This window comes from Eubacterium sp. 14-2, from assembly GCF_000403845.2.
GTDB lineage: Bacteria > Bacillota > Clostridia > Lachnospirales > Lachnospiraceae > Petralouisia.
In genome coordinates this window covers 86,264-109,006 of record NZ_KE159567.1, presented here as the reverse complement: position 1 = coordinate 109,006, position 22,743 = coordinate 86,264, and the positions used below count along the sequence as shown (strand labels likewise).

Below are 22,743 nucleotides of genomic sequence, written 5' to 3'. Positions count from 1 at the left end.
TTTGTCTGATTGCTCTGTATATCCGGACTTTACATTACAATCAGACTCTCTTTCCTTGTTTACGGGTTACATGAAACTTTATTATCCCTTTACATACGGTATCAGTGTAAACTGAAACCGGAATAATACATCATCAAATCGGTACTGCTCCAATACAACTGGACCACAACTATTAGAACCAATGCCATTTAATGCGTAGTCAACACAGAATACTACACTATCTGATTCTATTAATTCATAATTATGCGTTTTCTTCTCAAGTTCTTCCTGTGTATAATAAGAAGCATTGAATGAAAATGCCTTTTCTGCGGATGCCACAATTCCATATCGGCTGTTGTTAAGCTCTACATATTCACAATCATAATGGCTTCCATTTTCCTGTGGACGGATATAGTCCTCATGTAAATCCCCTACATCTGCCCGGTACAAACCGTGGCTCGCAGCCTGATGTTTATCACAATAACTTTCCTGTGGTCCCATTCCAAAGTATCTTACAGCTGAAAGTTTTTTATCCAGGAACATCCTCACACCAAATCTCGGAAGATCCGGGAATTCATCGTCTTTTGTTACTGCAATATCTGCATCAATCTTTCCAGCAGCTTCTATTTTCCATGTAATCGTCACATCAAGAATCTTCTGTACTGTCTCTGCCACAACGGAAGCATGGCTTGTAATCTTCACACCATGTTTTCCCTGCACAACCTCTGTCGTATAGGCTCTTGTGTAAGCCTTATCATAGTGGGCTTTCTTCCATTCAGACTTGATGTACATATCGTTATCTGTTGGAGCTCTCCAAATATTTAATTCCATCGGATGGTTCAAGTATTCCCGCCCTGCGAATTTCATCTCTGTAAAGAGTGCAGTACGTTTGTCTATGGTATAAGCAAATTCACGCCCCTTGATATGAATCTGTGTATCATTTTCATTTACCTGTAATTCAGAGTCCACTACTGTTTTTGGTATCCATTTCTCTGCAAGTTTACATTTTGTATCCTCTTTACTTACCTCAATTTCATCAAATCCAAGAATATGGTCTTCATCCAACAGTGGCAATTCTTTTTTCAGATGGTAAATAAGTTTTAAATAACATTTCCCATTCTCTGGAACATTGATCTTCAGGTTTGTTTTTCCTTCCCCGTGTGGTGCCACAGAAAACTCCGGAAGTATGCCTTTGCTGATCACAAGACCATCCTGTGTCAGCTCATAACTAATCTTCACATAATCTTTCAAGTCATCAAAATCCATGTAGTTATGAAGCACCAGTTCTCCGCTTTCTTTGTTATAGGAAATAACTCTTGCCGGGCGATAAACATTCTTGTATTCGAAAAGTCCTGTATGTACCGTTCTGTCCGGATATACTAATCCATCCATACAGAAGTTGCCATCATGAATTTCTTCGCCATGGTCGCCCCCATAAGCATATATAGTCTTTCCATTCTCAGCAGTTCCATGAGCAATCGCATGGTCACACCATTCCCAGACAAAGCCGCCGCACATTTTATCATTATCCTGAATCATCTGGAAGTAATCTTCAAAATCTCCAGGTCCGTTTCCCATGCTGTGACAGTACTCTACCAAAAGGAAGGGTTTGCTTCCATCTTTATCCAGATATTCCTGAATTTCGGAAAGCGCTGGGTACATCCGGCTGTACACATCCAGATTGCTGTAATCATATGTTTCATCATAATTACGGTATCTTGCACTCTCATATTGTGTGATACGGTCTGGATCAAAATTCTTTGTCCATTCCAGTGCTTTTTCAAAGTTGCAGCCATAAGCACTCTCATTTCCCATTGACCACATAACAATACAGAAACGGTTTTTGTCACGTTCCACCATGAGTTTTACGCGATCAACGATTGCCTCTTCCCATACCGGATCATCTGCAATCTTCTCATTCCATCGTTTGAACCGATTGTAATCAGTGTCTTCTTTTCTGTAGATCATAAATGGACCATGAGCTTCAATATCTGCTTCATCTATTACCATGAATCCATACTTGTCACACATTTCATAGAAAAATGGTGCGTTCGGATAGTGGCTGGAACGGATCGCATTAAAATTATGCTGCTTCATTAACGTAAGATCGGTTGTAATCTGTTCCGGATTGATTGTAAATCCAGTAACCGGATCAGAATCATGTCGATTGACACCACGGAATTTAATCTTCTGTCCATTTAAATAAATAACCTGGTCTTTAATCTCTATCTTTCTTAATGCAATGTGATCTACAATTACTTCATTCTCTGTTTCAAGAATCAGTTTATATAGATATGGATTTTCTGTATTCCAAAGTTCCGGACTTGCGATTTCTAATACAGCTGTTCCTTCTTCAGCAATACTTCCTAGTGCTACAACTGCTCCGTTTCTATCTTCAATCGAAATTTTTACATTTAACGGAGAGTAGAATTTCATTTCAATTTCTACTTTCGCAAGCATATCCTCAATTCTTGTTTTAATATGATAATCACTGATTGCCTGTTTTGGGCGTTTCAAAATGTACACATCCCGGAAAATACCACTCATACGGAATTTGTCCTGATCTTCCAAATAGGAACCATCACACCACTTCATTACCAACACTGCCACCGTATTCGTTCCATCCTGAAGTACATCGGTAACATCAAACTCACTGGTCATATGCGAAACCTGGCTGTATCCTATGTAAGAGCCATTGATCCATACGTAAAAGCAACTGTCTACTCCTTCAAAGTTCAAAAAAGATTTTGGCGCTTTCTCATCTCTACTGTACTCAAAAGTATGTACATAGGCTCCACACGGAATGTCCTGTGGCATATATGGTGGATCAAACGGAAATGGATACCGGATGTTTGTATACTGGTGTGTATCATATCCAGCCATCTGCCATACACTTGGAACCTGAATCTCATCAAAATTTTCTGTATCATAATTCTTCTCAAAGAAAGAATCCTTAATGTCATAGATGCTGTTAAAATACTGGAATTTCCAAGTTCCATTCAATAACTGCATACGATCTGACTCTTCTCTGTGTTCCACCAAGTTATCCATTCTTCTGGATGCCGGAATATAATAGGCTCTGGCTGGCATTGTGTTTTCGTGCAGTACGCTTAGATTTTCATAATAACGTGGTACGATCATAAATAGCTCTCCTCCAATACATATACTTTTTTGTTCTTTGTTTTCCTAAAGCAAACCTTATACTTTACTTTTTGTTTACGTTCCTTAGTTATGCTATATATAGCTTATCCTAATTCGCAAAATATGTCTATGAATTGGATTAGACAAAATATGCACTAAATGATACAATGATAAAAAGTACGAAAAGAGGTGCTGTCCTATGCATTTGAACACCGGTTATTTGAACCACTCACATATGGATTTCAAAGACAAAAGTCGTCCGCTGATTGTCGGTAGCTGTGGTACTTACCGTCTTTCCAGACATCCCAAACTTCCGTCCTACCGTCCAAGGGGTCGTCTGGATTATCAGATTATATATATCACTGCTGGTTGTGGGCATTTTCATTTTGATAATGTAAATAATGAAACGATTGTTCCAGCCGGCAACATTGTACTGTACAGACCGAAAGAACTCCAAAAATATGAATATTACGGAGAAGATAAGACAGAAGTATACTGGATTCACTTCACAGGAAGCAATGTGAAAAATATCTTACGTCAATATGGGTTTCCGGATAAAGAACGTGTCTTTCAAGTGGGTACATCTAATGAATATGAACAAATTTTCAAACGTATCATTATCGAGCTCCAACGCTGTCAAGACAATTATGAGGAAATGCTTGTCCTTTTGCTACGTCATCTTCTGATCAGTTTCCACCGGGAACTGACAAGAGAGCACATATTAAAAAATGAATATCTTGATCATGAGATGGATAATGCTGTTACCTTTTTCAGTGAAAACTACAATCAAAATATCAATATTGATGATTATGCTGCCTCACGAGGCATGAGTGTCAGCTGGTTTATCCGAAATTTCAAAAAATATACCGGTTCTACACCAATGCAATTCATTGTGGGAATCCGTATCAACAATGCTCAGATGTTACTTGAAACAACAACTTATTCCATCAATGAGATTTCTAAGATTGTCGGATATGATAACCAGCTTTATTTCAGCCGGCTTTTTCACAAGCTGAAAGGATATTCGCCAAGAGAATACAGAAAAATAAGAAATAAGTTATGAAATCTATAATGCCCGTAAAAAACCAAATGCCAAAAAAGGATGCCACCGAATCAAAGCAGATTACGTGACATCCTCTTCTTTTTATTAGTGCTATTTTATGAATTCAACCGAATAGTAATACATGTACTCATTATCGGTATCTATATGCTCCCCTGTAATATCCTGTATTGGCAACGAACTTAACCCCTTTTCTCCATAAATCAGTGCCGCTAATCCTTGCTCTGTTCCATACTCTATCTTGCATTTGTTTTCAATAGACGTTGCTGATCTTCCATAATATTCCCTGTTTGTAACTCCCTCCAAAATTGGTATTTCTGTCATATATTTTGAATATTTATCTGCTGCGATGAGCTTTGCAGTAAAATTATCAAAATCCGGTGTAATGACAATCAATCCATTTGTGGAAGATTTCACATCTTCATAGGAAAGTTCCAAAACTTTTTTATGTGAAACTCGTTGTCCAAGCTGATATTCTGACAAATAAATAGATAACGTTTTAAATGTATCCCTTGAATTGTATCGAAACATCATTGTTCCATCAATTCCTGATAACAATTCAGCAGTTTTCATTCCTATACTATCTGAATCTACTGCTTCAATATAGTTTTGTGGTTGTCGCAATTTATTACATACGATGGATCCAAAAGTAACCATAGATATTCCCACTACAATAAGAAGCACTATAATGATTCTCTTTAAGTATCGTTGTTTGCGGCCACTGTCCTTTGTTATCTGTATCAATGTATCTTCTGATTTTTTTTCAATATTATCTATTTCAATATCTTCACCAGCCAAGAACTCATTAAGACTAATACCTAATATTCCGCATAATTCTAAGTATACTGATACATCCGGCAAACAGATTCCTCTCTCCCATTTAGAAACAGACTTATCACTCATACCTAATTTTTCTGCCAGTTGCTTTTGCGTCATCCCCAATGACTTTCTCTTACCTGCAATGTATTTTCCAATTTTGATAAGATCCATCCATCTACCTCCTTTTTTATATTGATCGTACTCTTTTTTAGAGAAAAAACATACCCCTCGAAGGTAGAATATGATTTTTAAGCCTGTCTAGTTTGCCAGATAAACGAAAGAGCTTATATAGCGGATTCATATATAACCTTACAGTTTTTATTACTGTATCCTATATATTCCATACACTGCAAGCAAGAAGCATCGAAGCTCGTCTCTGTCTGTAAATTCCTTTTGCACAAATCCTTCTTCTTGGTGGAAAGACAATATTTTATCTTGTTCATTAATCCAACATATTAGCTTTTTATTTTTTCTTTCATTTATGTAACAAATTTCGCTCCATTCACAATCACCACAAATTATTTCACACTTTTTACAAGACAAAATATTATCATGAATAGCTTGTTTAAATTCAGAATACGGAAGTAGCATTCCTTCTTTCCATCCACATAATTCAAGAATCTTTTGATCATATTCTCGAACCTTATCAGCAACACTACAGCTTCCATCTTGTAATCTACTGGAACATCCCTCACAAAAAATATCTAACTGCAATGTGACACAAACAATTGAAGTGTTTTCTAATTCAGCTATTATTTTCTTTATATATTCTTTATATTTTTCATTATACTTTTTCACTGAGAAAAAGGAGATACACAATCCGTGATGTGGACGAAGTTTGTACTGGTATTCCATTTTATTCTCCTTTATGCCAAATAGGCGTTTCTTCCTCCCAATCCTTTGAGGTGGTTAAAGTGAACAATCTGCTCAACGGGTAAATGCCACTCCTCTGAAGGAAGCCGGATGAGTTTTGTCTGCATATAATTAATCTCTGTTTTCTCGCTTATTATGAATCTTCCTTGATTTTGGATCAATAAAATTGGATTTATAGATTTTTATCCCTTTTCTTTTTTGCCATTACAAATCCAAACATTAAAATCAAATTTACAAACAGTACAACTATACTACCTTCAATTTTACAGTTGCCACCCGACAAAATTGAGTTTCCACTAATTATCATGTTAAACATAAGATTACCCCTGTATTGTTTTCAACTTCTTTAATCTTACAAACAACCTTTTATCCTTCGGGCACATATTTTCAAGTTCCTCAAGACTATATCTTCTCAAATCATCTTTGCTTTTTATCCCCATTCTAAACGCATCCATGCATAAAAAGTCATCAAATCTGACTCCATGCTCCATATCATTCAGATCTTCTATACTACGCAGTTTTATCCCCTGATTCTCACAAATCGTATACAGCTCCTGCAATGTTGTTGGTCCCATATTACGAAACTTTATAAAATGTTCCTTTGGATATTCTCCCAATCCTTCCAATGACTCAAATCCATTTCTTCTGAGAATATTCCGTAACCTGCTCGACATTTCAATATCATCATAATCTGTTTTTTCAGCGTACATAAAAGCTCCCTTTTGTCATTTTATTTATCGTATAATTTATCAACCTCAGCTTCATACACCGATTCAGTATGAGTATCAAATAGCACCCACTCCACCAGATCAAAACAATCCGGATTATCCTGCAAGAACCTATTTACTGTATGTATTGCAATCTTTGCTGCCAACTCAACCGGGAAACTATATACTCCCGTTGATATAGAAGGAAATGCAATAGACCTAATTCCATTATCCATTGCCAGTTGCATAGAATTAAAATAGCAGTTAGCAAGAAGTTCCTCTTCTCTATTCCTTCCTGCATTCCATATCGGTCCTACAGTATGTATCACATAATCACATGGCAGATTATAGGCTTTTGTTATCTTTGCTTCTCCAGTCTCACATCCGTTAAGTGTCCTGCACTCCGCCAGAAATTCCGATCCTGCTGCTCTGTGAATTGCACCATCTACACCGCCTCCACCAAGAAGTGAATTGTTAGCCGCATTTACGATTGTCTGCACATCTGTTACTTTTGTTATGTCACCTTTTATCGTCTTAATCAAATACATTGTTTAATATTCCTTCTCTATCTCTTCATCTATTGCATACATTTTCTTGAATGCATCAAGGTCTGCTTGATTTTTAATCAGCATGACCTCTTCTATCTTACCTGTATGAATGTCCTTAAAGCCTGCAACCTGCTCGCCATTACATATGCTCGCTTTGATTACTGGTTTCTTATTTTCTTTATCATATGTCTTTGTAACTATCTTTTTCTTAAATAGTCCCACTCTGAGCACCTTCTTTTGACTTTGCCATCAGTATGAGTTTTTCAAAGGACTGTGCAAAGCGTACATCATCATCTTCTGTACGCTTTCTCGGTCCTTTCATATGATTCTTATGAGAGCTGCGTCTTGCCTTCTTGTTAAGATGTCGCTCCATAAGCATCTGATCTATGTTCTCATTCGTGTACCACTTGCCTGATTGGTGAATAGCATATACACCTTTCCCAAGTGCCATAGCAGCGACACCATAATCCTGCGATACTACTACATCCCCTTTATGACAAATGCTGATCAGTTTATAATCTACTGCATCTGCATCTACAAATATCTGCACTAACCTCTCTCCATTTCTCGTTGAATCCATGTCATAATTACATCTACAAGATAATCCGCTGCACCTGACTTAGTTCCTTTCCCGGTTGCATTTTATGCCACTTTCGGATACACTCCCTACAGCATGTTGCCGTTGCATGTTGGGCAATAAATACCGGATGACCACGCATTGGTGTCTGTTTGCCTTCATTTGCTATATATGACGGAGCTTCTCTTTTTGTAATGAAATCCTTTGCATGTTGTCTGATTGTGTCCAACCCTTTTTCATTTATGTAATCAATATCTTTCTGCTTCAGATGGAAACTGCTTCAGAACTTGGAATTATCCAGCCGCTCAAATAACCGCCTGTACCATTCATCCTTAGTCATATCATCACCACAAATCATATAGTTTCATGGTTTCTGAATTTCGATATTCATGTTTCTCATAATATCCTATCAGCTTACCCTCGTCTCTGAGTGCCACCATGTAAACATCTTTATTCTGTTTCTCATTGTGAAAAATATAGACGATATTATGGCTTTCATCTGCTGCAAACCAGTCCACAACCTGCTGTATTTTATCCCTGGATTCTGGATTATGGCAATCTAACAGACTTCTTCCAATAAGTTTATCGCCACCTCTCTTTGCATAGCTGATAACAGCTGCCGGATTCATGTAAATAATCTCATGCTTGAGATTGCATATAACAACGGATGCCCTATCCTGATCAACAATGCTCTTATAAAAACTGACATAGGATTTAAACTTAATCACCTTTTCATTATCCAGCCTCTTTTGAAGTTGTGGTTTCTTTCTTCGATAATAATCGTATATTTCTCCATCAGGTATCCAGATTTGTGCCTCATTTATCTTATCAAGTACAGCTTCAACAATCTGTTCATCTGCCAGTAAATCAGGGGCTTTATCATGCTCTGTTACATACTTTTTGTATTCTTCATACACCCTGTCTTTTACTTGTGTAATCTCATACTTTCTGCCATCTTCCCATGTTATCTCTTTGGGAATGAGCAGTCCGTCCTTTGAAAACTCTGCAAGTACATCAACATATACCTTATTGCTCAATATAATCACCTTCCTCGTATAACTGCCACGGAGATTGAGGTTTTCCAGCCAAATCAAATTACAGTATTCTTTTGCCTGTCCAATAATCGCTTTTACATCAGTAATCATCGGGAAAACAGGCGAGATAAAACAGGTAGTACGAACACCGGCTCTGTGAAACGCTTTCATAGCAGCAAAACGACGTTCAACAGACACCGCCTTATCCATATCATCTTTGAAAGTTTCATCAAGTGTATTGATTGACCATGATACACGAACATCGGGAAAATCCTTTATCAAATCTAAATCACGCATAATCAGGTCTGATTTTGTTGCGATAGAGAGTTTTGCTCCGCTGCCTTTCAGTTCAGTCAGCAAAGTTCTTGTGCGCCCATAGACTTCTTCCTGGGGATTATATGGGTCTGTAACAGAGCCGATAAACAATTCCCTGCCCGCATACTTTTTCGGGTTTTTTATTTTATCCCAATACTTTACGTCAAGAAACTCGCCCCACGGTTCGGGATGGTTTGTAAAGCGTTTCATAAAAGAAGCATAACAGTATTTGCAAGCGTGAGTACAACCCACATAGGGGTTGACCGCATACTCACAGACGGGCAGATTTGATTTTGATATAATACTTTTTGCCGTAATTTCTTTTATAATCATTTCCATCTCCCAAAGCGGATTTGTTTCTCTATATCAGGATTATATTGCTCTAATTGCACTTCATCGGGATTTGCGTAGCCAATACCGATAAACACGGGTATCATATAGGTCGGCGGCACTTTCAGTTTTTTCTTAACAATATCGTGTTCTTTATTCAGCGGTATACGCATGGAGCAGGACAGTCCTTCTGCTGTTGCCGCTAAAAAGATATTTTCTATCACACACCAAATAGTAGCAAAAGGATTTAATTTGGAAACATACTCGCCATTCAATTCCTTTGACTTGAATAATGGTATAATCACATACGGTGCTTCTTTCAGCATGGTATATTGTTTGGGCATGGCATAACCGTACATTTTTTGCCCCAATGTAATCTGATAAGGTCTGGGCATATTCAGATACCTGTGGGCATCGAATTTATCCGCAATCGCTTTGGCTTCGGAAAAAGCATATTCTTTTTCTTCATCGGTTCTTAAAATGATAAACTGCCAGTTACGGTTATGATCCCAGGTGGGAGCTTTGTTTCCTGCTTCCAAAATTCTTTTAATGACCTCAAAATCAACTTCTGTATCTAAAAATTCCCTCGTCGTTTTCCTTCTGTTCATTGCTTCGTAAAGTTCCATCATTTAATCCTCCGTTTCCCGATTGATAAGTTCTGTCAGATTTTTTGTAAACGTCCGTGAAAGGTCAATTAATTGTTTTTGCTCCTCCTGTGTAAACATGGACATTGCCGTATCTTCTGCCCATGTGATGTGGCGGACGACTTTTTCACAGTAAGCCTTGCCCGCTTCGGTTATCCGCACTAATTTCTCCCGTTTATTTTCTTTTCGCTCTTCAACCGTTACATATGCCTCACTTAAAAGATTTCGTATAATCAGATTGACTGTCTGTTTAGACTGAAAGGTGCGCCTGCAAATCTCCGTCTGTGTTACGCCGCCCCTGCCATAGAAATCATCATAAAATAAAACATTAACTACTAACAGTGTTTTCATCAGCATTCCGTGACGTTTCGCGTACTCATCATACAATGCAAGCTGCTCATCCCGAAATTTGCAATACAGATATGCGTTTTTCCTGGTTTCCTTTGTTATACCATCCACCTCCTGTAAAGTCAATTGCAGTATAGTCAATTTATTGACTATTGTTAGCGTAACAAATCTTATGCTGCCTGTCAAGACTGCAAATCCATCAAATTTGAAGTTCATTTTCTGCTGCCCAAATTCAAAAAACTGGTTCTGATAATTATGTTTTTACAGGGATAATTACAGGGAGGCATGTGACTCATCGAGTCACATGCCTCCCTGTTCATGGCTGTCTGTTAGCCGACAGTCCCTGGCATTATACGGGTACTGCTCTTTTTCAGGACTTCCTTCCAAACAGAAAATGCCGCTCCTTTTTTTCCTGGGGCGGCTGTTCTTCCCCTGCCTTCCATTTAAAATACTCGGCGTCCAGATCCACATGTATTTCCGGCAGCAGCTGTTTCCCATCCGTCTCTCCTTCAGAAACAGATTCCGGTGTTTCTTCCGTTTTCTCCTGGGCCACGGCTGCTTTCAGCTCTTTCAGTTCTGCTTCTGCCAGTGCTGCCAGCCCGGCTCCCGCCTGGGCCAGAATGTCCTGTATGCCTGCCTCTTTCGAATCCCTGGCGTCCGTCCCGGAATCCGGCTCCTGAGACATATCTTCCACTTCCAGCCCTTTTTCCCGGCTTCTGGCTGCTCTGCGGCGCAGATTTTCTGCAAATTCTTTTCCGGTTATCCGTATCATGCTGTCAGAGGTATCTTTTTTGCTGTCGGATTCCTCCCGGTCCAAATCGTAAGTTTTGCCTGTACGCTCAAAATAGGCCTGGTTGATTTTGATTTCCGGTTTCACAGCGGAATAGGATTTTCCTTCATTCTGAATCCGTTTTTCCTTTTTCCCTTCCATTTCCCGGCGGTGTTCCCGCTCCAGCTCCTTATTTACTTCCTGAATCAGCTTTACATATTTATCCGTATCGGCAAAATCCCTGAGCTGCCCCGTAAGTTCCAGCTGATTGCGCCGCACCCGCTCCCGGTGTTCTTCCATCTCCGCGTTCATTTTATGATATATGTCCCGGACCGCATGGCTGGCATCGTCCATAATATAGCAGATTCGATTAATTGCATCGTCGGTATACATAATAGAAGCCGCATAAATATCATCTGCATGCCTGCTGGCCTTCTGAATAATTTCCTCACCGCGCTTCTCACAGCGCCGCTCTGCCAGCTCATGTTTCTGAGATGTGACCTCATACTGGTCCATGGCTTCATAAACAGCCAGATTCAGCTGCTCCAGCAAATCAAAAACCGCCTTTTTTTCCACAATTATTTTATCGCTGTTTTCTCCGTAGGAAGGGCTCTCTGAAAACAGCAGATGTATTTTTTTTAAAATATGTTCTAATTTATCCTGTACACTCATGATTTTATTCCCCTGTTCTGACTGATTAATTTTAACAGAATTCCTTTCCCGTTGCAAGAAATAATCTTATCCGGGCTGTAAATACCCCTGTTTCCGTCTGTGGTTCCCTTCTTCCTGACAGCTTTGCATTTTTTCTTACAGCAGCCTTACTTTCACCTTACAATCCGCTCCGGCCGCTTTTCTCCCTGCAGTAACTATGCTACACTTTTTCTGTGAAAACATCATTTGTTCCGGAATTTTCGCCGGTTTCAGAAAGGAGTATTATGGAATTTCAGTCATTACACAAAAAAGCCATGTGATTACTTATGTGTTTCAGATGATCCGGCACCTGTTGAATTTCTATCATTTTTCCGCCTTCCGTCAGGGCGATGATATTTACATTCACCATGTTTTTTTTTCGAAAGCAGGATTATATCATTCCCACCGCCCGGATTCAGGCCCTGCGTATTGTACAGCCTCCCATTGCCCGGCTCACCGGCCGCTGCGAAGCCCGGATTATCTGTGTGGGAATCGGAGACAACGGAGAAGAACTGGCCCAGCTTTCTCTGTGCCGGAAAAAAGAGGAGGTTTATGAATTCCTCCAGGTGCTTCTGCCGGAATTTTCCATATCCTCCATAAATTCTATGCGCCGGCCGCCGAAACATACCGGAAAGCTCTGTGCATGCGCCTGCCTGTTTCAGATATTTTCGGGCTGCCTTCCGGGTCATTCACTTGCTGTATGTGCTGACGCTTCCCTGTATGACAAAAAAGGACAGAGATTTCCTTGCAGAACGTATTGTTCCGAATTTGAGGTAAAAACCATTTCTCCCGGATAACGCCGCAGAAATAAAGAGTATTTCAGACAGCTAAAATAAAAGACAGGTGTTCTGCCTTCCGGGAACACCTGTCTTTTATTTTAGCTGTCATTTATCAGAATCTGAAATCACGCTGTCCGTTGTGAATGTTTTTCAGATAATCCACAACTTTCTCTTTCACCTTCGGATTGGTGATTACATCCAGTTCCTTTTCAATCAGTTTATCTCCGATTGCTTTTGTTTCTTCTGCCGCATAGTCTTCCAGATATTCTTTCAGCGTCATCAGCGCATTTGGATGGCAGCAGTTCACAATCTGACCGCTTTTTAACAACGTCATAAACCGGTCTCCGGTTCTGCCTTCCCGGTAACATGCCGTACAGAAACTGGGTACATAATCCATTTCCATCAGCCATTTTACCACCTGGTCCAGCGTGCGGTTATCGCTCACATCAAACTGAGCAGAATTTTCTTCTTCCGGTTCCGGCCCTGCATATCCGCCCACACTTGTTCTGGAACCGCCGCTTATCTGGGAAATACCCAGATGGAGCACTTTCTCCCGGCAGGACTGGCTTTCTCTGGTGGATACTATCATACCGGTATAGGGCACTGCAATCCGGATACATGCCACAATTCTGGCAAAAGTCTCGTCGGTAATTCCATTGTCAAATGCATCCGGGTCAATATCGTCTGCCCGGCGCAGCCTGGGTACGCTGATGGTATGGGGCCCCACTCCTTTATAAGCCTCCAGATGTTCCGCATGCATCAGAATTCCCGCAAAATCATAACGGTAATTATTCAGGCCGAACAGCACCCCCAGGCCTACATCGTCAATGCCGCCTTCCATGGCCCGGTCCATGGCTTCCGTATGGTATGCATAGTCATGCTTCGGCCCGGTGGGATGAAGTTTTTCATAGGATTCCCTGTGATAGGTTTCCTGAAACAGAATATAGGTACCGATGCCTGCTTCTTTTAATTTACGGTAATTTTCCACTGTGGTGGCGGCTATGTTCACATTAACCCGCCGGATAGCTCCGTTTTTGTGCCGGATGCCGTAGATGGTATGGATACATTCCAGAATATACTCAATGGGGTTGTGTACCGGATCTTCTCCGGCTTCCAGCGCCAGCCTTTTATGGCCCATATCCTGCAGCGCGGTAACTTCTTTTACAATCTCTTCCTGCGTCAGTTTCTTCCGGGCAATGTGTTTGTTTTTTGCATGATAGGGACAGTATTCGCATCCGTTGACACAGTAATTGGACAGATACAGCGGTGCAAACATAACGATGCGGTTTCCGTAAAAATCCTTTTTAATCTGTTCTGCGAGAGCAAATATTTCCTGTATTTTATCCTCCAGTTCACAGTCCAGCAGCACCATGGCTTCTCTGTGGGAAAGGCCTCTGCGCTCTCTGGCCTTTGCCAGTATTCTGTCAATCAGCTCCCGGTTCTCTTTATTTTTTTCACCGTATTCCAGAGAATCCAGAATTTCTTCATGGCTGATGAATTCTTCTGCTTTTGGCGACATGACATTATACATATTGTTCCTCCTTTGATCCTATAAATCACCGGGAAAATCTCCCCGGTCTGTTACCAGTTCATAACCAATAGATTTCATCCTTCGTTCCAGACATCCTCTGCACTCGGCTGCCTCCTCGCCGGTGCAGATTTTGTTGTCGTACAGATCGTATTTTTTCCGCACAGAGACAGGCGACAGATTGGGCATCACCACATTGGCTCCTGCCTGAATCCCTTTTTCCCGGCCCCTGGGGTCTATGGTCCCAAGGGATGTGGTGGCGGGCAGCAGCAATTTTGGCATCATGACCCGCAGCAGGCCTGTCAGGAACAGTGTCAGTTCCACGGTTCCTCCCTGTTCTCTGGCAAAAGGCGTGTCATGGTGGGGTACAAAAGGTCCAATCCCCACCATATGGGGTTCCAGCTCCCGGATAAACAGCATATCCTCCGCAAGCTGTTCCGGCGTCTGTCCGGGGCTTCCCACCATAAATCCGGTTCCTGTCTGATAACCGATTTCTTTCAGCTGGAACAGACACTTTTTCCGGTGCTCCAAAGACAGCTCCGGCGGGTGCAGTTTTTTGTAATGAGCCTCCTGTGCCGTTTCATGGCGCAGCAGATAACGGTCCGCTCCCGCCTGATACAGTCCCAGATAACTCTCGTAAGTACGTTCTCCCAGGGACAGGGTAACGGCACAGTCGGGCCAGTTCTGTTTCATGGTGCTTACAATGTCTTCCAGCATTTCCTGAGAGAAGCGGCTGTCCTCTCCGCCCTGGAGCACAAAAGTCCGAAATCCCAGTTCATATCCCTGATGACAGCATTCCAGTATCTGGTCTTTTGTCAGCCGGTATCGTCTGGCCGCACGGTTGCTTCTGCGAATGCCGCAGTAGTAACAGTCGTTTCTGCAGTAATTGGTAAATTCAATCAGTCCTCTGGTGTAAACTTTATTGCCGTAATATTTCTGCTGCCAGTATCTGGATTTTTCAAAAAGGTATTCTGCGGTTTCGGGGCTGCGGTCAGATATCAGCCAAATCCATTCTTCTTTTGTGAGATGTGATTCTGCTTCCAGTTTGTCAATCAGTTGTCCGGACTGTTTCATGGTTCCTCCTGTAAATGCAAAACTGCCCCCTCAGGGCCAGAATCACAGAACGGGGAAACTCTTTCTTCTGTGATTCTTTCCTGAGGAGACAGCGTCAGTCTGACGGCCTGCTTTCCCACAGGCCGGACAGAACGGTATAATATGGAAATTCTGTAATATTTCTTATTTTTGCTTCGCTGTACCTTCCCCTTCAGGAACCCCTTGTGGTCTGGTCTGCTTTTTTCTTTTCTTAATGCAGGAACAGATTTCCTGTGCTGTAATCAGGTTGCCGGTCAGAATCTCTTTCCGGTCACCTGTTTTTCCTATGGTACCATGGTTTTTCAAAAATTTCAACAGGATACATGATATTTCCAGCCCGGTCAGTACAGGCTGTCCCGCTTCCTTCTCCGTTTCTTAATGCTTCTCACAATCAGAACCGTCAGCAGAACCAGTAAAATCACAACGCCTGCTCCAATGCAGAAAACTGCAACGGCAATTTTATTGGGATTACTCAGTACCGCCCCTATGCTGCTGTCATCTCTGATGACTTTCCGGTTCTGAACCGTGCTGTAATATTCCGGTATTTCAGAGTCTCCGCCGTTTTTTTCAAAGGAGTCCAGATACTCAGCCACACAGACCCAGGCTTTCAGTTCCTTTCCGTTTATATATACAATATGGTCTTCCATCCTGTCCATGGGAATCTCATTTCCCTGAGCGTCCTTTGGCACAATAGACAGAATACCGTGAGACTGGTCTGTTACCGCTCCCAGCATCTGGCCGCTGTAAAGATCCGCCACCATCCGGTACAGCTTATCATCCTCCAGTTCCTGTACTTTTCCGGACATGTCCTGCAGCTCCACTTCTGTCACTCTGTTCATCATCATCCGGCTGGGATTGATGGTATAGGTAAGGCCGCTGCTGTAAAGCTGGGCCGTGGACATCATCGGAGAAATGGAAGCGTCCACTTCTGCCATTGTTTTCAGCTCTTCTCCGGTAAAATACGCACTGATCAGAGGATAGCCCGGCACTCCGTCCGGCCCGATTCCCAGTGAAAGTACCTGAAATGCATCTGACACTGTGATATCTTTATCTTTGTGAAAGGTATCCCGGATACAGCCGCTGGGAACCACTGCCACCACTGCCGGATTCTCGTCTCCCGTATCATTGCTGTTGACCATATACAGATAGGAATCTGCCAGAAGATTTCCCAGTGTCTCCTCCTGCAGTTTTTCCCCCAGACCATTTATTTCCGTAAATTCCCAGGGATTGTGCACCAGTATCTGCTCTCTGGTATAGCCAAATCCGGAGAGATATTCCGAATCAATGGTAAGCCCCAGTTCTTCCACTTTCTTCCCCGCATCCTCATGTTCCTTCCATGTCTCATCCATCAGCGTCAGCTGATAATCTTCCAGATTCCAGCGGCCGTCTTCTTTCTGAACCATACGCAGGAAACCCACGCGGGCGCCGTATTCTCCGGCAGACACAACAGCGGTATCTCCATGGATGATGGGCTCCTTAAGAATACTGTGGGTATGGCCGCTGATAATCAAATCCAGATCCGGTACGCCTTTTGCCAGCAGTTCATCCTCTGATTTCTTCTCTTCCTCCCAGGTGCCGCTGTGAGAAACGCATACAATCATGTCCACATTTTCCTGACTCTTTATTTCCTCCACCGTTTCCTTCACTGCTTCCACCGGGTCGCGGAAAGTCAGAGCACAGGTAGGTGCACAGGCCAGCGCATCTTTCCCGAATACTCCTGTTATGGCAATGTTGACGCCGCCTTTTTCCACTACAATATAGGGTTTTACTCCATAATTCTCAAAGGCTTCCTGCAGCAGTGCACCGTCTTCTGCCTGTTCTGCGGCCAGTGTTCCTTCCCAGTCAACATTGCAGACCACCAGAGGCGGCACCTCATCTCCGCTGTCTTTCGCCCTGTGGAGCATATCTGCAAGTCCCTGGCTGCGGTAATCGAACTCATGATTTCCAAAAGTGGCTGCGTCCGCTCCCAGATAACCCAGCATCCGAAGTTCCGCCGCCTGTGTGGCATATACAGTCTGATACAGGGTTCCCATGGAAAAATCTCCGCCGTCCAGATACAGCAGATTTTCGTTTTCCTGCCGCTGTTCTTCCAGATAACCCATGATTCTGGCGGCTCCTCCCACATTCTGTCCTTTTCCGTCTTCCTCCAGATAAAAGGATTCCAGATGGGAATGAAGATCATGGGTAAATACCACATTAATTTCTTTTGATTCTTCTGCCAGCACAGTCACTCCTGACACCCCAATCCCAATAAGAGACAACAGCAGCACATTCCACATTTTTTTTATTATTTTCATAGAACTGTTTCTCCGTGTCCTTAAATTTCAATCAGCTCATATTCCCGGCTGCCGATACCGATTTTTTCTGCGTGTTCCACACAGGATTTCCAGTTGGTATCCGGATGGGTAATGTGGAAATGATCATGGCTTTCATCATGGTCATGTTCCCTGTTTTCATGCAGAATGCTGCCGGAAATCACAGGCTGCCGGTTGCAGGCGTCCGCACATGCCACGTCCAGGGCCACCGGGTCAAAGGAAGCAAACATTCCCACGTCCGGAATAATGGGAATATCATTCTCCGCATGGCAGTCACAGTTGGGAGATACGTCGCACACAATGGAAATATGGAAATGGGGCCGTCCCTGAAGCACTGCTTTGCTGTATTCCGCCATTTTGCAGTTCAGCACATCATTGGATTTTCCAAAACTGGGCACAATGGCATCTTTGGGGCAGACCCCGATACACCGTCCGCAGCCCGCACATTTTTCATGGTCAATCGCTGCTTTTTTGTCGGTAACGGCAACTCCCTGATGGGCACAGACTCTGGTACACATGCCGCAGCCGATACAGTTGTCCTGATTCACATTGGGCTTGCCCTCGCTGTGCATTTCCATTTTTCCTGCTCTGGATCCGCAGCCCATGCCGATATTTTTCAGAGCTCCGCCGAATCCTGTCATTTCATGGCCCTTGAAATGGTTGAGGGAAATGAAAACGTCTGCGTCCATCACTGCCCGTCCGATTTTGGCTTCTTTTACATATTCTCCGTTTATCGGCACCAGCACTTCATCCGTTCCTTTCAGACCGTCCCCGATAATCACATGGCAGCCTGTGGAATATGGGGTAAATCCGTTTATACAGGCGGTATCCAGATGATCCAGTGCATTTTTCCGGCTTCCCACATACAATGTATTACAGTCTGTCAGAAATACTTTTCCGCCCAGCTCTTTCACCACATCCGCCACTGCTTTGGCATAATTCGGACGAAGAAATGCAAGATTGCCCAGTTCTCCGAAATGTATTTTTATGGCCGCATATTTATCGGTAAAATCAATGTCTCTGATGCCTGCCGTCAGAATCAGACGTTTTAATTTGTCCGGAATGTTTTCCGTAAATGAGGTTTTAAAGGTTGTAAAATATACTTTTGATTTTTCCATATGAAATTCTCCTTCTCTCATGATATGTATTTAAAATTCACCCGCTGTTCAGATACCCGCTGTGCTCACAGGGTATATCCTATTCTACATCACCCGTAGTTTTTTTTCAATTTATTTGTCCCGATATGTGCTTTATTTTTCCGCTGTTTATCCCTGTTTTTTTCCATGGCCAAATCCCTTTTTCCGCTAACGTTTTTTTTACTTTTTCTTCATAATTTCTTTCGAATTCTTTATGTTTCTTTTAGAAATTGTCCATAATTTGCACACATTTATATCTTATACTCAGTATATCAAATGAAGTTGATAGCTCAAACATGCGCGCACCGTTATCAGCTTCGACAAACAACAATATAACTTTATTTTCAGAAAGTTATCTTACATAAACCGGTGCCACCGCCCAAGATGTGGCACCCCATGAAACATTTCATAAATTTACTCCCCCAAAAAGCGTTGCCTCTGGCAACGCTTTCCTTCCGTCCTTTTACAGAAAACTATTTCTGTTCCTGATATGTGATGTTCCCGTCAATCAATACATATTTAATATTTGTGTCTGACACCATGGGATTGCCGTCTGCGATCACAAAATCTCCGTCCTTACCGATTTCCAGAGAACCTGTTCTTTCTTCCACACCGATATGTTTCGCCGCATTGATTGTAATTGCCTGCAGAGCGTCAAATTCATCCATGCCGGATTTCACTGCGAGCCCTGCACACAGGGCAAGATACTGCTGGGGAATCACCGGGGAATCTGTGATGACCGAAACCTGGCATCCTGCCCTTGCCAGGTCTCCCGGTGTGGCAAAGCTCTTATTTTTCAGTTCAAATTTGCTGGCATGGGTCAGCGTGGGGCCAACTGCCACAGGATACCCTTCTTTTGCCAGATCTTCGGCAATCAGAGAACCGTCCGTACAGTGGTCAATGGTAAGTTTCACCTGAAACTCTTTTGCAATACGGATGGCTGTGTAAATGTCATTCGCCTGATGGGCATGGGCCTTCAGAGGCATCTCTCCCTTCAGAACGGGAATCAGCGCCTCCAGTTTTGCGTCCCAGGCTGGCTGTTTCAGTACGTCATCTCCCGCCGCCTCTTTTCGTTTCATGTATTCTCTGGCTTTTTCCAGCATATTCCGGAGTATGGAGGCGGTAGTCATCCGGGAATAGATATCTTTGTCTTTATAACAGCGTTTGGGATTTTCTCCAAAGGCGCATTTCATGGCTGCTTTCTCTTTCACTATCATGTCGTCAATCCGCTTCCCTGTGGTTTTGAATACGGTAAAGGTTCCTCCCAGTACGTTAGAGCTTCCCGGCCCGGACGCCACGCAGGTTACGCCGCCTTCCATGGCAAGCCGGATACTCTCATCCTGCGGATTCAGTCCGTCTGTGGCGGACAGCTGCGGAGTTACGGAATCCGTCATTTCATTATAATCCGCACCCTCAAATCCGATGGCATAGCCGTCCAGCCCCAGATGACAGTGGGCTTCCACAAAACCGGGATATACCTGCAGTCCTGACGCCTCCAGCACCTGAATATTCGGAACGTTTTCCATTTCCAGGGTGGGTTCTATTCTGGCAATTTTCCCGTTTTCCACCAGAATATCGGCTGTATAAGGCTCTCTGTGAATTCCATCGTGAAGGGTTCCCTGTCTGATTAATATCGTGTGATTCATGTTATCATTCCTCCTGAAAGTTTTTATCTTATTATATCATAAATCACTGTGTATTACGCAGGTTTTCCTCACTCAGGATTCCTCACTGCAAATGCCGGTTCACTGATACAGCTCCATCAGTTTTTCCGCTGGTATATCCACTTCTTCTCCATAGTTCGGTATACATGCAAGAACCGGGACTTTTCCGCGCTGTTCTATCATGCTGCGGTTCTCCTGCTCCATTTCCAGTTCCGGATGAAAATGATTCAAAATCACGCCCCTGGCCTCAATTCCTCTCATCTTAAGATATTCCAGGGTCAGAATGGTATGGTTAATGGTGCCCAGGCCCGCCTCTGCAACTACCAGGCAGGGAAGCTGCAGCTCTCTGATAATATCTTCCAGCCACAGTTCCTTCCCTTCCTCCTGCCGCATAGGGCATAAAATCCCTCCGCTGCCTTCCATGGTGATATATTCGTATTCCTGACAAAGTTTCTCATACCCCTGACACACTACGGACAGTTCAACCGGATTCCCCTCCTTTCTGGCTGCCAGATGAGGGGAAACTGCCTGTTCATAAATATAGGGCACCATGGATTCCAGCGGCTGGGCAATCCCGGAAACAGCCCTGACCCAATCTGCATCTCCCGGTATAAGCCTCCCATGGACGTCCCGTTCATTTCCGCTGACCGCCGCCTTATAATATGCCGCTTTTACACCTGCTTTACGCAAAGTCCGCACCAGAAGAGCTGTTACATACGTTTTTCCCACATCGGTTCCTGTGCCGGTAACAAAAATTCCTCTGCTCATACTTTCACCACCTGATATCCCAGTTCCTTCAGCATTTCCATATCCCGTCTGATGGTAATTCCCGCTGTAGTCAGCATATCTCCGGTAATGGCCGCATTTGCACCGGAACGGAAACAGTTCCGTCCCTGATCTTCCATCAGTCCTCTGCCTCCTGCCAGGCGGATGAAAGATTTCGGCAGAATAAACCGGAACACTGCGATAATCCGGCGCATATCTTCCTCTGTCAGCTTCGGATTTTTTTCATATGGAGTACCTGGTATGGGATTCAGCATATTAATCGGAACAGAATTCACCCCCAGGTTCTGCAGAGTCAGCGCAAGGTCAATGCGGTCCTCCATCGTTTCTCCCAGACCCATTATGCCGCCGCTGCACACGCTCATTCCGGCGGCTCTGGCATTTTTCAGGGCTCTGATTTTATCCTGCCAGGTATGGGTGGTACATACCTTTGGAAAATAAACCTCTGAAGTTTCCAGATTGTTATGTACCCGTTCTGCTCCGGCTTCTTTTATTTTGCGGAAATCTTCCTCTTCCAGCAGACCGAAAGACACGCATACCGAAATATTTACTGATTTTTTTATCTGCCGGATACTTTCACAGACCTGTTCCACTTCTTCACTGTTCAGTTTTTTTCCGGATGTGACAATGGAATATCTGGGCACACCGCGCTGGCTGTTGTACTCCGCCTGTTGTACCAGTTCCTCTGTACCAAGCAGAGGATAACTCTCCACATGGGTCTGATAAAAAGAGGACTGTGCACAATATTTGCAGTTTTCAGAACATTTTCCACTTTTCCCGTTGATAATTGTACATAAATCGAAAGCATTTCCACAAAAGGCCCGGCGAATTTCATCGGCTGCCTTACATAATTCTTCCAGAGGCTGCTCTGCCAGAAAAAGGGCTTCTTTTTTATAAATCTGATATCCGTTCAGAACCTTTTCCTTCAGCATTTCAAGCCTGTTTTTCATGGTTTCCCTCCACCTTACTGTCATAAAGTCTTGATTCAGAGTTACACTTTTATTCCGCCAGGGTTCCCAGAATACTCCGGGAAGCCGGTACCAGCCGAACTGCCAGCCCGGCAGCCAGAAAACACAGAACCAGGTCACCTGGCATATCCAGCGGAAAACAATCTGCCAGTACCATGGCAAAGGCTGTTTTTTCCCCCACATAATAATTCAGCATCATATATTTGTATACCAGCCCGATTGCATAGGTAACTGTAAATCCCCCAAAGGCTGCGGTTAAATATTTTGCGTATCCCCGAATCCCGGACTTCTCCACAACCAGTCCCACCACAAAAGCTGCCAGGATAAAACCCACCAGATAGCCGAAACTGGGGCGGAAAATATAGGCGATTCCGCCGCCTGCGGCAAAAATCGGCAAGCCGCACAGCCCCAGCAGCACATACGCTCCTATACTGACTGCCCCCATTTTATATCCAAGTATCATTCCTGCCAGCAGCACAAATAAAAACTGCAGGGTAAAATAGTCCATTCCTGGTATGGGAACCTGAATAAAGGCTCCTGCCGCTACCAATGCTGTGAACAAACCCCCGCAGACAATTTCTTTCACTGTTAATTTTTTTCCCATAATGCCCTCCTGTGTATATTTTTCATTTATAAAAAATAAT

At 43.0% G+C, this 22,743-nt stretch carries 21 protein-coding genes and 1 pseudogene; 2 read left to right on the top strand and 20 right to left on the bottom strand.

The features are described from left to right. Nucleotides 1-81: 81 nt before the first annotated feature. On the bottom strand, nt 82-3,120 hold the full coding sequence (locus C805_RS07825; protein WP_016213259.1) for a glycoside hydrolase family 2 TIM barrel-domain containing protein: 3,039 nt from the start codon (nt 3,118-3,120) through the stop codon (nt 82-84). Nucleotides 3,121-3,319: 199 nt separating this feature from the next. Between C805_RS07825 and C805_RS07820 the strand changes: the two genes are divergently transcribed. Further along, nucleotides 3,320-4,183 carry an AraC family transcriptional regulator gene (locus C805_RS07820; RefSeq protein ID WP_016213258.1) on the top strand — a complete coding sequence of 288 codons (864 nt, stop codon included), beginning with the start codon at nt 3,320-3,322 and terminating at the stop codon, nt 4,181-4,183. A gap of 90 nt (nt 4,184-4,273) precedes the next feature. On the opposite strand, the gene C805_RS07815 is transcribed toward C805_RS07820, so the two are convergent. The 11 genes and pseudogenes from C805_RS07815 to C805_RS24950 form a co-directional block, all read right to left on the bottom strand. Beyond that, nucleotides 4,274-5,170, bottom strand: a complete 897-nt coding sequence (locus C805_RS07815; protein ID WP_016213257.1) for a helix-turn-helix domain-containing protein — start codon at nt 5,168-5,170, stop codon at nt 4,274-4,276. Nucleotides 5,171-5,320: 150 nt separating this feature from the next. Continuing rightward, a complete protein-coding gene (locus C805_RS07810) occupies nt 5,321-5,854 on the bottom strand; it encodes a DUF1284 domain-containing protein (protein WP_016213256.1) in 534 nt (177 codons plus the stop codon). A 338-nt stretch (nt 5,855-6,192) separates the two neighbouring features. Next, complete coding sequence (locus C805_RS26890) at nt 6,193-6,582, bottom strand: DNA-directed RNA polymerase subunit alpha C-terminal domain-containing protein (protein ID WP_004058743.1); 390 nt, start codon at nt 6,580-6,582, stop codon at nt 6,193-6,195. A 20-nt stretch (nt 6,583-6,602) separates the two neighbouring features. Continuing rightward, nucleotides 6,603-7,127 carry an O-acetyl-ADP-ribose deacetylase gene (locus C805_RS07800; protein ID WP_004058741.1) on the bottom strand — a complete coding sequence of 175 codons (525 nt, stop codon included), beginning with the start codon at nt 7,125-7,127 and terminating at the stop codon, nt 6,603-6,605. 3 nt (nt 7,128-7,130) lie between these two features. Beyond that, entirely contained in the window at nt 7,131-7,349 is a 219-nt protein-coding gene (locus tag C805_RS07795; protein ID WP_004058740.1) for a hypothetical protein, read from the bottom strand. After that, nucleotides 7,336-7,731 (bottom strand): annotated as a pseudogene (locus C805_RS07790) (DUF188 domain-containing protein); the annotation flags it as partial. The pseudogene C805_RS07790 and the gene C805_RS07795, both read right to left, overlap by 14 nt. Beyond that, on the bottom strand, nt 7,721-7,933 hold the full coding sequence (locus tag C805_RS27440) for a DUF4186 family protein (RefSeq protein WP_371197576.1): 213 nt from the start codon (nt 7,931-7,933) through the stop codon (nt 7,721-7,723). The gene C805_RS27440 and the pseudogene C805_RS07790, both read right to left, overlap by 11 nt. 115 nt (nt 7,934-8,048) lie before the next feature. Then, nucleotides 8,049-9,386: a radical SAM protein gene (locus C805_RS27435; protein WP_016213254.1), complete on the bottom strand. Its 1,338-nt coding sequence runs from the start codon at nt 9,384-9,386 to the stop codon at nt 8,049-8,051. Beyond that, entirely contained in the window at nt 9,383-10,012 is a 630-nt protein-coding gene (locus C805_RS07785; protein ID WP_016213253.1) for a nitroreductase family protein, read from the bottom strand. Before C805_RS07785 ends, C805_RS27435 begins: the two co-directional genes overlap by 4 nt. After that, entirely contained in the window at nt 10,013-10,591 is a 579-nt protein-coding gene (locus tag C805_RS07780; protein ID WP_016213252.1) for a MarR family winged helix-turn-helix transcriptional regulator, read from the bottom strand. A gap of 154 nt (nt 10,592-10,745) precedes the next feature. After that, a complete protein-coding gene (locus C805_RS24950; protein ID WP_016213251.1) occupies nt 10,746-11,816 on the bottom strand; it encodes a hypothetical protein in 1,071 nt (356 codons plus the stop codon). A gap of 368 nt (nt 11,817-12,184) precedes the next feature. On the opposite strand from C805_RS24950, the gene C805_RS07775 reads away from it, so the two are divergent. Further along, nucleotides 12,185-12,631, top strand: coding sequence for a PH domain-containing protein (locus tag C805_RS07775; RefSeq protein ID WP_155957600.1), 447 nt, complete (start codon nt 12,185-12,187; stop codon nt 12,629-12,631). 94 nt (nt 12,632-12,725) lie between these two features. On the opposite strand, the gene hydG is transcribed toward C805_RS07775, so the two are convergent. The 8 genes from hydG to C805_RS07735 all read right to left on the bottom strand — a co-directional run bounded on the left by hydG (nt 12,726) and on the right by C805_RS07735 (nt 22,703). Continuing rightward, nucleotides 12,726-14,144 carry a [FeFe] hydrogenase H-cluster radical SAM maturase HydG gene (gene hydG, locus C805_RS07770; RefSeq protein WP_016213249.1) on the bottom strand — a complete coding sequence of 473 codons (1,419 nt, stop codon included), beginning with the start codon at nt 14,142-14,144 and terminating at the stop codon, nt 12,726-12,728. Between the two features lie 18 nt (nt 14,145-14,162). Then, on the bottom strand, nt 14,163-15,215 hold the full coding sequence (hydE, locus tag C805_RS07765) for a [FeFe] hydrogenase H-cluster radical SAM maturase HydE (protein ID WP_016213248.1): 1,053 nt from the start codon (nt 15,213-15,215) through the stop codon (nt 14,163-14,165). A gap of 359 nt (nt 15,216-15,574) precedes the next feature. Further along, entirely contained in the window at nt 15,575-17,530 is a 1,956-nt protein-coding gene (locus C805_RS07760; protein ID WP_016213247.1) for a bifunctional metallophosphatase/5'-nucleotidase, read from the bottom strand. A gap of 20 nt (nt 17,531-17,550) precedes the next feature. Then, nucleotides 17,551-18,666 (bottom strand): DUF362 domain-containing protein, encoded by a 1,116-nt coding sequence (locus C805_RS07755; RefSeq protein ID WP_016213246.1) that lies wholly within the window; start codon nt 18,664-18,666, stop codon nt 17,551-17,553. A gap of 491 nt (nt 18,667-19,157) precedes the next feature. After that, nucleotides 19,158-20,330 (bottom strand): amidohydrolase, encoded by a 1,173-nt coding sequence (locus C805_RS07750; RefSeq protein ID WP_016213245.1) that lies wholly within the window; start codon nt 20,328-20,330, stop codon nt 19,158-19,160. A 99-nt stretch (nt 20,331-20,429) separates the two neighbouring features. Further along, on the bottom strand, nt 20,430-21,116 hold the full coding sequence (gene bioD / locus C805_RS07745; protein WP_016213244.1) for a dethiobiotin synthase: 687 nt from the start codon (nt 21,114-21,116) through the stop codon (nt 20,430-20,432). Further along, nucleotides 21,113-22,081, bottom strand: coding sequence for a biotin synthase BioB (gene bioB / locus C805_RS07740; protein ID WP_016213243.1), 969 nt, complete (start codon nt 22,079-22,081; stop codon nt 21,113-21,115). The genes bioD and bioB overlap by 4 nt, the downstream gene beginning before the upstream one ends. Before the next feature lie 49 nt (nt 22,082-22,130). Then, nucleotides 22,131-22,703 carry a biotin transporter BioY gene (locus tag C805_RS07735; RefSeq protein WP_016213242.1) on the bottom strand — a complete coding sequence of 191 codons (573 nt, stop codon included), beginning with the start codon at nt 22,701-22,703 and terminating at the stop codon, nt 22,131-22,133. Nucleotides 22,704-22,743: the final 40 nt, after the last annotated feature.